This window comes from Nonomuraea sp. JJY05 (genome assembly GCF_043496855.1).
In the GTDB taxonomy this organism is placed as follows: domain Bacteria; phylum Actinomycetota; class Actinomycetes; order Streptosporangiales; family Streptosporangiaceae; genus Nonomuraea.
Genome location: NZ_JBIEIS010000099.1, coordinates 1 through 11,781, shown reverse-complemented (window position 1 = coordinate 11,781; position 11,781 = coordinate 1). Strand labels below are relative to the sequence as shown.

The following is an 11,781-nucleotide window of genomic DNA, read 5'->3' as shown; positions in this document are numbered from 1 at the left end:
GGCCTTGAACCCCAGCGATACCGTCGACAGCTCGGCACCCGCCGACCGCTTCCCGGTCGCCGCATCGATCGCCGTGTACGTCAACCGGCCGTCGGACAGAACGCCGTACACCGAGGCCGTGCCGTTCGGGCCGTCGATGTAGGGCCAGATGGCGTTGACGATGATCTGCGCGTCGGAGGCCTCGACCTGGTACCGGTCGGGGTAGGCCGAGACCTGGACGGCTTGGCAGACTTCGCCGATCGGCGCGGTCTGCCAGCTGCCGTTCGGGTAGACGCGGAGCATCTTGTCGAGGAAGGCGTTGGTGGCCCACGTCGGGTTCAGGCGCTGGGTCCTGCTCCCCCAGGATGCGCGCTGCTGGAACAGGCCCAGGCTGTCATGGTCGACTTCCTCGCTGATGTTCTGGATGCTGGACTCCACGATGGTCGTGGCGATCGCGATCGCGGCGGCCCGTTTGGACAGCCCGCGGTCGTACACGGCCTTGATCACCATGCGGGCGCATGAGACGCGGTAGGCGGTCATGTAGCCGCGCATCTTGTCGTCAAGCGCGCTGTTGAGCTGGGTGGCCAGGGCGGCGTCCGTCGAGGTAGTGCCGCCTGAGTCGCAGGCGGCCGTGGCGAAGGTGGCTGTGATGTCCGACGCCTTCATCGGCGGGTCCGTCGGGTCGGCCATCGCGGGGTTGGATGACCCGATCAGGGTGATCACGGCCGTGGCTGCGACGGCGGCGCGTGCCGCCAGGCTCTTCACGAGCTGGTGACGGAGTCGGGGTAGGCCGACAGCAGGACCTGCGTCCAACCCTCGGTATCCACCACGCCCTGCCCGTACAGGTCGTCGCCCTTGCCGTCGAGCGGATTCTCGTCGAAGTAGCGGTGCACCGACCCCTCGGCGTTCCTGTGGCCGTAGTAGACACCGCCACCCGGCGACAGCAGGTGGTCGAACACCTGCCAGGTCGTGTCACGCAGCTGGTATCGCTGCCACGACTCCGCACCATTGATCTTGTACGAGATCAACGCACCCGCCGACGTCGTACCCAGAATCCAGCTCGGACCCGTCGCGGTCAGCGTCTTCAGCGTGAACCCGGTCCCGATCAGCGTGTTACCCGTGATATCGGCCAGCACCGGCTTGCCAGCCGTCAGCTTGTACCGACGCAACGCACCATCGGCGATACCGAACAGGTAATTCGACCCGTCATACGCCAGCAGATCATGGGTCCAACCAGTCCCCAGCAACACCGGCGGCGAGAACGTGACCCCATCCCTTACCGAGATGACATCCACCCGATACAGGCGACCATCCCCACCATCCTCGGTCACCAGCAACGTGTTGTAATTCAACGTCGCCAGCGCCTTGGCCTTGAACCCCAGCGATACCGTCGACAGCTCGGCACCCGCCGACCGCTTCCCGGTCGCCGCATCGATCGCCGTGTACGTCAACCGGCCGTCGGACAGAACGCCGTACACCGAGGCCGTGCCCTTGGGCGACACCGTGCCGCAGTTGTGGCTTTCGACGTTGTCCCACTCCATGCCGTTGGCCTGGCCGTAGGTGACGCCGTTGAAGATCGGCTTGATCCGCTCGGAGCCGGCATAGCCCCACGAGGCGTGGCCGTCGCCGTCGGAGTCGTAGGCGAGCTCGAAGTGCAGGTGGGGGTGGTCGTTAGACAATGCCCCGGTCTTGCCGACCTTGCCGATCACTGTTCCCCGCTCCACCTTGTCCCCGGCTGAGACGGCACGGGACTGCAGGTGGATGTAGGTGGTGAAGTAGCCGCCGCCGTGATCGATCTGCACGACGTTGCCGCCGTTGTCGTGCCAGAAGGACCTGTCCACGGTCCCGCCGGCGGCTGCGAGCAGGGTGGCGCCTTCGGTCCCCTGCTGGTCGGGCTCCTTCACCATGTCGAGAGCGGGCGCGTGCCCCCAGCTGTTCAGCTGCCACTTCTGACCACACAGGAAGGGAAGCTGGAAGTCTGGTACGGCCAGCGCGGGGCTCGCCAGCCCGACGATCCCGAGCGCGGCGGCGAACAGCGTGGCGATGAATCCGCGTAATAAAGCGGATCGAGGCATGAGATTCCTCCAGGAGGATTCCGGCTGGATGGGAAATGAACAGGGAAGGCGATTTTCCGTAACGTGCGTTAAGACGTTGCTCGCCTTCCCGCTGACCTCTCGTGCGCGGGATCGACCATAGGAGGCGACGGTATGACGCGGGTATGTTCATCGGGTCGTCGCGTACTGCTCCCAAAAGGGTGAACGTCTGCCTCGTTCCACTCCGGGGAACGAACCGGGCGGCAGCACGGCCAGCACGTGGGAGCTGGCGGGCCCGAGGGCCAGGCGTAACCCTCCCAGCACTGGGCCGGCCCGGTCGGCGGGCGGCAGCAGTGCCCGCAACCCAGGCGATCCGCCCGTACACCGACCGCGACCTGCGCGTCACGGGGCGGTTACACCACGGTTATCGGTCCACTGACGGCGGGACCATTTCGCCCGAGGCGTGATCGCCGTCACACGTCACGGGGATCGGTCTGGACGCTCTCGCGAGCCGCGCAGGCGGGGGGCACGGCTCTGGTCACTCCCGTCTGAGGGACTCCGCCTCGTCTCGGACCTGTCCCGCTCGAAAACCCAGTTTCGCGCTGTGAGCTGGGGTTTCGCTGCACGATCAGAGCGGCGGCTGCCATCATCGCGAGGTGGTGTTGTCGCTCGTCTACCGGTTGATGAGGAGCTTGTTCGGCCTGCTGGCCGTGCTGGTCCGCTCTGACCTGTCCAAGGACGTTGAGCTGCTGGTGCTTCGTCAGGAGAACCAAGTGCTCCGCCGTCAACTCAGTGGTCGGCCGCGGTGGGGTCACGCTGATCGGCTCTGGCTTGGGGCGTTGTCTTGGCTGATCCACCGCCGCCGGTGGGCGCAGCTGTTCCCGGTCACCCCGGCGACAATCCTGCGTGGCACCGTGAACTCGTGGCGCGTAAGTGGACCTTCACCGGCAGGAGCCGCCCGGGACGGCCCGGCACCCGTCGGCCGGTCAAGGCGCCGATCGTGCGGATGGCGCGGGAGAATCCCACCTGGGGGCATAGGAGAATTCAGGGTGAGTTGCCGTGCAGAACGGCAAGCGGGTGTGCGGCGCCGGAGGGCATGGAGGTGTGTCAGCGGCTCGCAGGCTCGCTACTTCCGCTACTTCCGTTCGTTCACGGCCACCAGCCTGAACGGTTCGCGGGCACCGCAGGCCACCAGCGGCGACTACGGCCTGCCGCCCTACCGGCCGGGTCTGCTGGCGCTGCTGCGCTGATGGCGTGACACTCGCGGGCGGCGGGCCCGTTGGCCCGAGCTTCGTCGAAGAACGCCTTGACCTCGTTGTTCACCCCCTCCCACAGGTCGAGCGGCTTGGGCTCATCCGACGGCGGCCGGGTCGCTCCGGTGAGGTCGGGGATCAGCCGGCGCTCTTTACGGCGGTAGCCGCGACCTCGACTGGGCCCTGCACCAACCTCACCGCCCTGGGCCTGCAGTTGGCCGCCTGACGCGTCAATAGACCCACGAGAGTGAGTTGCCCGTGCACGTGGCAGCGCTGATCTTGGCGATGCACACGTAGTACTTCACGCCGTCCTTGGCCTCGAACGCCTTGGTGTAGCTGGTGCCGCTGATGTTCTTGTGGAGATAGTTGCCTTGGGCGGAGATCGTGATCTCGTACTTGTCGTTGGCTAGCTTCGTCGGCTTCTCGATACGGGCCCAGATCCAGGTCTTGTTCTTGTACTTGCCATAGCGCATCTGCAGCGTGCCGAGATCGGTCCTATGGCTGTAGACCCTGGTCTTGACGCTGGTGGCCTTCGTCGGCGCATCCGACGAAGTGGCCAGCGCTGCGGCTGCGGCCGGGGTCGCGGTAGGGGCCGCGGCTGCCGTAGCCGGGGCCGCCCCGGTGGAGGCGATGATCGCGGCGGTGGCCGCCGTTCCGGCCAAGGTCCATATCCTGCGCATTTCAGGTCCCCTTTGCGGTTGTCGGACTGGAGAGGCAATGCTAGGGAGGCCCGGTATATCGGAGGTATGCCCTTCCGGCGGAGCCGTCGTTCCCGGGCATTGCGGGGAGGCGGTACGTGCCGTCGTCCAGGGCTTCTGCTATCAGGCCGTCCAGGGAGCGTTCGACTGGACCGGGTCATCCCAGGTGACGTCCAGCGCGGACTTCATGACGGGGGCGCGGCAGCTCTCAAGACGGCCAGGAGGCGGCTTCGGCACGTGCTGGGAGACCACGGCCGGGACGTCTGCCAGCTTCGGGAAGTACCCCAGCCGCGGGTATCGCACGGGCGAGGGCGTGGCCGGGCCTCGGTCGCGGGCGCCTGGACCGCCGTGGGGGTCGACAGCCTTCTCGGCGGCGCTGGCCACCACCCAGGACGCCCTTGCTTCTTTCTCGACTCCCCTCGATGCTGTCCGTTAGGGGAACGCTCAACGAGACACGTCTCGTGACCGGTCGGTAGCGATGCGACCTGCGGCGACGTCGTGTGCGTCGACTCCGGCACGTTGTCCGGTACATCGCGCCCGGGCGCTGTTCACGCTTGGCGACCGGCATGAGCGTGGCACCGAAGATCACCGCGTTTTCGCTCTGACCTGCGAGAAGAAGTCAAGAACCCAAGATAACGATTGACCTGCCCCGCGACGACGTCGACCTGGTGACCGCGCTGCTCAGCGCCTGCCACTGCTTCGCCACCCACGTCGGCCTGCTGGCCGACCAGCTCGGCGCAGCCGACCTGAGGCGCGGCTGCGGCCTCGCATCGGGATGAACATGAAGCTCGCATACGAGGCGGTCGCGCTCCTTCCGCCGACGCCCACAGGGATGGGCGAAGCTCTGCTCATACGCTCGCCCGTCATCGTCGGTGCGCTGCGCGAGTACTTCGAACTGCTCTGGGAGAAGGCGATCCCGTTCGGAAGCACGGAAGCCGTCGGGCCGCTCACCCCTGCGCAGTCGCAGGTACTGCAGTTGCTCAATCAAGGACTATCCGACGAGGCGATCGCCCGGCGTCATCTCCGCGCTGTCCCTGGCGCCTGACGCCTCCTTCGCGCTCGTCCTGATCAACTCCGCGGCGAGGCCGGCGGAAATAGCGGTCCTAGACCTGGCCCGCCACGAGTTCCGCTACCTCACCGACACCCGCCCTCCGGCACTGCACGTCATCGACCCCGTCGCCCCGAGCAGATCACCTACCCGGCTCGCGATGGACGCGACATCCACGCTCTGCTCTACCGCCCGTACGGCCCCGGCCCTCACCCGGTCCTGCTGTCCATCCACGGCGGTCCGGAATCCCAGCGCCAGTGACGCGGCAGGCAACGTCATGACCCTGTCGAGCTGTACGTTCACCACGGCCGCGCCGCCCCCCGCGCATTCGAGACGACCATCGAGCCGTGGACGTCCTTCTACGACGTGGACGTGCTGTCGCGCTCGACCGGTCGGGCCCATCAGGGGATGGCCTCCGCCAAGTTCGTGCCCGAGATAGACACGTGGGGCTACGCGATCGGGGGGATACCGGGGGATGCACGACGAGCTCACCACGCTCGGCATCAAGGTCGCCTGTCCACGGTCTGTGAGATCCTCAAACAGGAACGCCTTGATTCAGTGCCCGAGCGGGCGTCCACCATGCGGGCCGATTTCCTGCACTCTCAAGCTGCCGCCCTGCTGGCCTGCGATTCGTCGCATTCGTCACGCTCAGTGGGCAGCGCCAGTACACCCTGGCGGCCATCGAGAACGCCACCTGACGCGTCCGCGTGCTCAGCACCGCCACTCACCCGACGGCGAACTGGGTCACCGGGCGCCCCTCACCCGCTACCTGGAGCACTACAACACGGCCCGACCCCACCGCAGCATCGGACAGTTGTCCCCGGCGCAAGCCGAAACCGGACAGCCGTCCCCTATCGACCCGGCGAACCGCCGAGTCCACCGCAGAGCCGTCGTCGGCGGCCTCATCAACGCGTACCAGATCGCCAGCTGAAACCACGGAGAAGAACCGGCAGGTCAGACGCCGAATCCCGTTATCGAGTCCCACAGGCCTGATTCCGGTCGGGCTAGCGGCGCGCGAGGGCCGGGCTAGCGGGACGATGAAATATCCAGATCGTGGATCTCCTGCTCGTCACGTGCCCGGTCCTGATCGGGGCAGTGTTCGCCGTTGCCGCGTTCACCAAGCCGCGCGGCAGCGCGGACCTCCGCCCGTTCGCGTCCATCCTGGTGATGGTGCCGGAAAGGCTGCGCCTTCCGGTGGGTGGCGTGGTCGCGAAAAGTGAGGCGGCGCCGGCTGCGCTCATGGCGATCCCGGGAACCAGGGCTGGTCCTCAGCCGGATCATGCTCGGCGCATTCAGTCTGATGATCGTTGTCACCGCCCGGCGGGGCACGTGAGTGTCCTGCCGCTGCTCCGGCCCGTCCGTGGTCTCGCTCAGCTGGGTGCACCTGATGCGGAACGCCCTGCTGTCGCTCGTGGTGGCGCTCGGCGAGATGGCGCTGACCTTCACGAGCGGGCCGCCGGTCGCGGCGCTGGCGGTGGCGATGCCAGCCGGGCTGGCGGGACGGCCGTGCTCATCGATTTTGACGACGTCGCCGAGTTGTTCATGGACAGAATGGGGAGGGCGTGATGCAGTACCTGGTCGCCGCGGTCGTGCTGGTCGGTCTGCTGGGCCTGGTGAACTTGCTGCTGACCGTCGGCGTGATCCGCCGCCTGCGCAGCCAGAGCTTGCCGCCGTCGATGCCGGTGGAAGGCCTCTCGCCCGGTGCGAGGGTCCCGCAGTTCGCCGCCACGAGCACGAGCGGCGAGCCGATCTCCGACGAGCTCCTGAGCGGACCCGCGATGGTCGGATTCTTCTCCCGGGGCTGCCAGCCCTGCAAGGACCTGCTCCCGCTCTTCGTGGAGCGGGCACGCGGCACGTCGGACGCCGTGCTCGCCGTGGTCGTCGCCGATCCCGGCGAGGACTCCTCAGCCGACGTCGAACGGCTCGCGGAGGTAGCACGTGTCGTCACGGAGGCGCCCCAGGGCCCCCTTCAGACGGCGTTCAAGGTCAACGGGTACCCGACGGTCATCACGATCGACGCTGGGGACACGGTCGTCAGCAGCGGCCACACCATGCCCGCCGAGGTCAAGGCGTCGTGAGGCGGGCGTTCCTCGCCGCGGCGTGCGGGCTCGCGGGTCTGGCCCTGCTGGCCGTTCGGCTGCGCGCGACGTACCTGGTGATCCGCGTCCGCGGCAACAGCATGGCCCCGGCGCTGACCCATGGAGACCGGCTCCTGGCCCGGCGCACGGACCTGGCGGCGCTGCGCAAGGGGCAGATCGCCGTCGTCTCGAGCCCACACCCGACCGGCAGTGAATTCCTGATCAAACGTGTTGCCGCCCTGCCCGGCGATCCGGTCCCGGAGCGGGTACGGAGAGTCGTCGCCGACGACGTCGTCCCGGCCGGCAGGTTCGTCCTGATCGGTGACAACACCGAGGCCAGCTTCGACTCCCGCGAGCACGGCTTCTTCCACGCCGACGACCTCCATGCCGTCACCGTCAAGAAGCTGGAGACGCAGCATGGCCGTTGACGGGGTGCGCCTGACCGCCTCCGCGCGTGAGGCGGCGGCCACCGGCTGGAGCAGCGCTGCCGTTCCCATGATCGGGTACGCGTTCACGCTGCTGGGCATGGCCACGACGCCGATCGCGGTGGCCTGGCTGACCAAGCTGGTCGTCGACGGCCTCACCGGGGCGGCCTCCCTGTCGGAGCTGCTGGGCCTCGCCGCAGGGCTGGCCGGTACCGGCGTCGTCGCCGCGACCCTGCCGCACGCCTCGCGGTACCTCGGCAGCCAGATCGGCCGCGCCATTGCGGCCACCACGACAGACCGGCTCTTCGCGGCCACGGCACGATTTCCAGGGCTCCGGCCTTTCGAGGATCCACGCTTCCTCGACCGGCTGCGCCTTGCCCAGGAGGGAACGTCCAGGGCAGACGGCATCGTCACCGAGGCATTCGGCCTGGTCCGCTCCGCTGTCACTGTGATCGGCTTCGTCGGGTCCGTGCTGGTGATCAGTCCTGCCATGACGCTGATCGTGCTGTGCGCCGCCGTGCCGGCACTCATCGCGCAGCTGAAGCTGTCCCGCCGGCGCACGACCTTGATGTGGGAGATCGGCCCCGCGGAACGACGGCAGCTCTTCTACAGCACCCTGCTCAGCACGATCGAGGCGGCCAAGGAGATCAGGCTCTTCAACCTGGGCGGATTCCTGCGCGGCCGCCTCATGGCCGAGCTGTCAACGGCTCAGGCGGGCAAGCGGCGGATGGACCGCAAGGAGCTGTCGGCGGAGGGGGCGCTCGCCCTGCTGTCCGCCGTGGTGGCCGGAGGCGGGCTCGTCTGGGCCATAGCCGCGGCCCGGACGGGCACGCTCACCGTCGGTGACGTGTCGATGTTCACCGTCGCCGTCGTCGCCGTCCAGGGCGGGCTCGACACCCTGGTCAACGGCATCGCGATGACCGATCACAACTTGCGGCTCTTCGGGCACTACGTGGCAGTGGTCAGGGCCGAGCCCGACCTCGTCGTGCCGACCGACCCCGCTCCGCTGCCGCCACTGCGCCGGGGGATCGAGCTGCGCGACGTCTGGTTCCGTTACAGCGACGACCATCCCTGGATCTTGCGCGGCGTCGACCTGTTCATCCCGTACGGCGCGGCCGTGGCACTGGTCGGGCTCAACGGCGCGGGCAAGAGCACGCTTGTCAAGCTGCTCTGCCGGTTCTATGACCCGAGCCGGGGAGCGATCCTCTGGGACGGAGCCGACCTGCGCGATGTCCGGCCGGAGGCGCTGCGGGAGCGGATCAGCGGCGTCTTCCAGGACCACATGGCCTACGACTTCTCCGCCCGCGACAACGTCGGCGTGGGAGACGTCGGTGCCCGTGACGACCTGAACCGGATCCGCGCCGCCGCGCGAAAGGCCGGCGTGGACGAGCTGCTGGCGGCCCTTCCCCGCGGCTACGACACGCTGCTCACCCGAATGTTCACCAGCGAGGAGGACCGCGAGGACTCCTCGACCGGCGTCGTGCTCTCCGGCGGCCAGTGGCAGCGAACGGCCCTGGCCAGAGCCTTCCTCCGCGACGGACGGGACCTGATGATCCTCGACGAGCCCAGCTCGGGTCTCGATCCCGAAGCCGAGGCCGACGTGCACGCCCGGATGCGCCACCACCGCGCGGGCCAGACCAGCCTGCTCATCTCCCACCGGCTGAACACGGTGCGGGACGCCGACCTGATCGTCGTCCTGAAGGACGGGGTCGTCGCCGAGCGGGGAAGCCACGACGAACTCATGGCGGTGGACGGCACCTACGCGCGCCTCTTCCGCCTACAAGCCCGCGGATATCACGAGGTAGTCCCCGGTGATACCGCGCCCAGTGAACCCGAGGCAAGAAAGGAGGTGAAAACAGAATGCTGGACAAGCTCATCGACCGGTTGATTCCCACGGTCAAGGCTGACGCGGCGTGCGCCGTGAGGTGCGTGCAGGTCAGCTACGACCCGGCCACCGGGTGCTACAAGATGAAGTGCTATCGATCGGACTGCACCTATTACATGGTCACGCTTTGCGAATAACTCGCCGGAGAAGGGTGGGACAGGTGAAATCCATCACCGCCTTGGCGGACCGGATCATCGCTTTCGTCGTACCGGCCGGCGACGCGCAGGCCGCCTGCACCGCACGTTGCATTCTCGACCACACGACCTGCACCGGCAGCATCTGTTGCGCTTACTACAAGTGCTGGAAAAGCGACTGCACGGTCTACTGGAGAAAGCAGTGCGCCTAGGTAAGTGAAGGGTGCTCCCTGGCAGGCTCCGGCCAGGGAGCACCCCGTAGAACGCGAGATCGAGGACCATGAGAAACGCGATAGAAAAGCTCAGCGACCGGATTCTGGCGATGGTCGTCCCGCAGCACAGCGCTGCCGCCGTCGACTGCTACTACATCTACAAATGCATCGGCGGAACGAAACTTCGGGCGCACTGCTGTGACGGAAGCTGTGGAAAATACGTGATCGTCTGCAACACCTGTTGCTAGAGCGGCGCGCCTCGGAGTATGTCCTGGTGCTGCCGGCGTAAGTGGTCGGCCGGTTCGATGCCGAGTTCCGTACTGAGGATGTCTCGCATGCGCCGGTAGGCGGCGAGCGCTTCGGCGCGGCGGCCGCGCCCGGCCAGGGCACGCAGCAGCATCTCCCACAGGGATTCGCGGAAAGGGTGGGCCTCCACGAGGCGCTCCAATTCCGGGATGACCCCGGCGTGGAGGCCGAGCCGCAGCTCGGCCTCCACACAGAGCTCGGATGCGGTCAGGTGCATCGCGTCCAGGCGGCGGCGCTCGCAGCGGACGGTTTCGACGTCGATCTCCGGCGCCAGCGGACCGTGCCACATGTCCAGCGCCTCCCGCAGCAGCCCGGCTGCCACCTCCGGACGGCCCGCAGTCAGAGCCTCCGATCCCCGGGCGAAGCACTGCTCGAACGCCCTGATGTCCACCGCTCGATCCGGGACGACCAAGGTGTAGCCGTTCCCGAGGGTGGCCAGGCCGACACCATGGGCGGCCAGCGGCGCCAGAGCGCGTCGCAGGCGGTAAACATACGTTTGCAGACTCGCTCTGGCCGTCGCCGGCGGCTCGTCCGGCCAGAGCTCCGTCATCAGCCGATCCACGCTGACCACTCCGCCTGAACGCAGCATGAGAACGGCAAGAATCGCCTGCTGCTTCGCGGCCCGGACGTTGATCGCGCGGCCCCCGCCGTCGACCACCGCCAAGCGTCCCAACAGTTGGAACATCGTGCACCTCCGATCGGCATTGTGCTCATGGCGGGTATGTCCCCGGTATGACAGGCGCGCGTGCCATACCGGGACTCAGAGGTGAGCCATGATGCGGGCGGGCCGGGGCCGTCTGGATGCGGGTGAGCTCGCAGACCGTGGCGGCGCACAGGAGCGCGAGCACGGAGGCGGCGAACCTTCCTGGTGGTCGAGACGGTGCTTCTCAAACGGCTGTATGTGCTGGTTTTCATCGAGCACGGCACCCGGAGAGTGCGCTTGGCCGGAGTGAAGCAATCGTCGTGAACAACCACATCATCATCACCCAACCAAGCAACAGCCTTGCCGACATCCTCGACGTTCTCGCTCGTCCCGGCGGCGACCGGGCCGGCCCCTCGTCCCTGACCTGCACCAGGTACTCGTCGCCGAATACCGTGCCGGCCACGCTGCCCGCCTGGATGTAGGTGTCGTGCGTGGCCGTGAACGACTTCACCGAACCGTCCGCCAGCGTCAGCCGGAGCGTCGGCTGGCCCGATCCCTTGCTCCTGCTGTTGAAGTACGCCGTGGCAGGCTCCTTGATCCTGCTCACCAGGAAGAAGCCGGCGGTGACGGCGCCGGCGACGTCGGCCGTCACGGTCGACTCCGCGGTCCCGACGCGCAGCGTGGTGACGTAGAGCTCGCCGTCGCCCAGGGTAGATGTGCTCGGCGGTCAGCTCCAGGACCCGGCCGGCCGGGGTCCAAGGGTACTCTCGCCGTCACCGACGAGCGGGAGCGGAAGTAGCCGAGCAGCCGTTCCTTGGCCAGGGTGTAGTCACCGCCCTGGACGGCCGCCTGCACCGACGCAAGCCCCTCGGTACGGCTGTAGCCAGCCGCGGCTGGACCGTCCACTTCTCATCGCTCCACACACCGGAGAAAGCCGCGTCGACGTGGCCGCCGAAGCGGCCCGCGCACCTGGCACCCGGAGGGAAGCGACCAGGATGAGTACGGCACAGCGAAGAGTCAACGACACGGCGGCAGCGTGTCAACCCGCGGTATGTTCCGGTATGTTCATCACCTGCCGCTCAGGAGA

13 protein-coding genes are annotated in these 11,781 nt (G+C 67.6%); 6 read left to right on the top strand and 7 right to left on the bottom strand.

Annotated features, from left to right (window positions below):
- Together ACFKCF_RS61190 and ACFKCF_RS61185 are read right to left on the bottom strand one after the other, a co-directional pair.
- On the bottom strand, positions 1 to 744 hold a 744-nt coding region (locus ACFKCF_RS61190; protein ID WP_394506663.1), incomplete at its 3' end, for a hypothetical protein.
- Complete coding sequence (locus ACFKCF_RS61185; RefSeq protein WP_394506661.1) at positions 741 to 2,054, bottom strand: M23 family metallopeptidase; 1,314 nt, start codon at positions 2,052 to 2,054, stop codon at positions 741 to 743. The genes ACFKCF_RS61185 and ACFKCF_RS61190, both read right to left, overlap by 4 nt.
- 1,037 nt (positions 2,055 to 3,091) lie before the next feature.
- On the opposite strand from ACFKCF_RS61185, the gene ACFKCF_RS61180 reads away from it, so the two are divergent.
- The gene (locus ACFKCF_RS61180) at positions 3,092 to 3,262 is read left to right on the top strand and encodes a non-reducing end alpha-L-arabinofuranosidase family hydrolase (protein WP_394506659.1); all 171 of its coding nucleotides are present in this window, start codon (positions 3,092 to 3,094) and stop codon (positions 3,260 to 3,262) included.
- 233 nt (positions 3,263 to 3,495) lie between these two features.
- Here ACFKCF_RS61180 and ACFKCF_RS61175 read toward each other — a convergent pair whose 3' ends face one another.
- Together ACFKCF_RS61175 and ACFKCF_RS61170 are read right to left on the bottom strand one after the other, a co-directional pair.
- Positions 3,496 to 3,945: a hypothetical protein gene (locus ACFKCF_RS61175; protein WP_394506657.1), complete on the bottom strand. Its 450-nt coding sequence runs from the start codon at positions 3,943 to 3,945 to the stop codon at positions 3,496 to 3,498.
- A 141-nt stretch (positions 3,946 to 4,086) separates the two neighbouring features.
- Positions 4,087 to 4,266 carry a hypothetical protein gene (locus ACFKCF_RS61170; protein ID WP_394506655.1) on the bottom strand — a complete coding sequence of 60 codons (180 nt, stop codon included), beginning with the start codon at positions 4,264 to 4,266 and terminating at the stop codon, positions 4,087 to 4,089.
- Between the two features lie 478 nt (positions 4,267 to 4,744).
- Here ACFKCF_RS61170 and ACFKCF_RS61165 point away from each other — a divergent pair, with 478 nt between their 5' ends.
- Positions 4,745 to 5,008 (top strand): hypothetical protein, encoded by a 264-nt coding sequence (locus ACFKCF_RS61165; protein WP_394506653.1) that lies wholly within the window; start codon positions 4,745 to 4,747, stop codon positions 5,006 to 5,008.
- A gap of 1,029 nt (positions 5,009 to 6,037) precedes the next feature.
- On the opposite strand, the gene ACFKCF_RS61160 is transcribed toward ACFKCF_RS61165, so the two are convergent.
- On the bottom strand, positions 6,038 to 6,457 hold the full coding sequence (locus ACFKCF_RS61160; protein WP_394506651.1) for a hypothetical protein: 420 nt from the start codon (positions 6,455 to 6,457) through the stop codon (positions 6,038 to 6,040).
- 119 nt (positions 6,458 to 6,576) lie between these two features.
- Between ACFKCF_RS61160 and ACFKCF_RS61155 the strand changes: the two genes are divergently transcribed.
- The 4 genes from ACFKCF_RS61155 to ACFKCF_RS61140 all read left to right on the top strand — a co-directional run bounded on the left by ACFKCF_RS61155 (position 6,577) and on the right by ACFKCF_RS61140 (position 9,745).
- Positions 6,577 to 7,089, top strand: a complete 513-nt coding sequence (locus tag ACFKCF_RS61155; protein ID WP_394506649.1) for a TlpA family protein disulfide reductase — start codon at positions 6,577 to 6,579, stop codon at positions 7,087 to 7,089.
- Positions 7,086 to 7,517, top strand: a complete 432-nt coding sequence (locus tag ACFKCF_RS61150; protein WP_394506647.1) for a S26 family signal peptidase — start codon at positions 7,086 to 7,088, stop codon at positions 7,515 to 7,517. The genes ACFKCF_RS61155 and ACFKCF_RS61150 overlap by 4 nt, the downstream gene beginning before the upstream one ends.
- On the top strand, positions 7,507 to 9,402 hold the full coding sequence (locus tag ACFKCF_RS61145) for an ABC transporter ATP-binding protein (protein WP_394506645.1): 1,896 nt from the start codon (positions 7,507 to 7,509) through the stop codon (positions 9,400 to 9,402). The genes ACFKCF_RS61150 and ACFKCF_RS61145 overlap by 11 nt, the downstream gene beginning before the upstream one ends.
- Before the next feature lie 157 nt (positions 9,403 to 9,559).
- Positions 9,560 to 9,745: a hypothetical protein gene (locus tag ACFKCF_RS61140; RefSeq protein WP_394506643.1), complete on the top strand. Its 186-nt coding sequence runs from the start codon at positions 9,560 to 9,562 to the stop codon at positions 9,743 to 9,745.
- Between the two features lie 244 nt (positions 9,746 to 9,989).
- Here the strand turns inward: ACFKCF_RS61140 and ACFKCF_RS61135 are convergent, their stop codons facing one another.
- Both ACFKCF_RS61135 and ACFKCF_RS61130 read right to left on the bottom strand, forming a co-directional pair.
- Positions 9,990 to 10,736, bottom strand: a complete 747-nt coding sequence (locus tag ACFKCF_RS61135; protein ID WP_394506641.1) for a BTAD domain-containing putative transcriptional regulator — start codon at positions 10,734 to 10,736, stop codon at positions 9,990 to 9,992.
- Between the two features lie 226 nt (positions 10,737 to 10,962).
- Complete coding sequence (locus tag ACFKCF_RS61130; RefSeq protein WP_394506639.1) at positions 10,963 to 11,346, bottom strand: hypothetical protein; 384 nt, start codon at positions 11,344 to 11,346, stop codon at positions 10,963 to 10,965.
- Between the last annotated feature and the right edge of the window lie 435 nt (positions 11,347 to 11,781).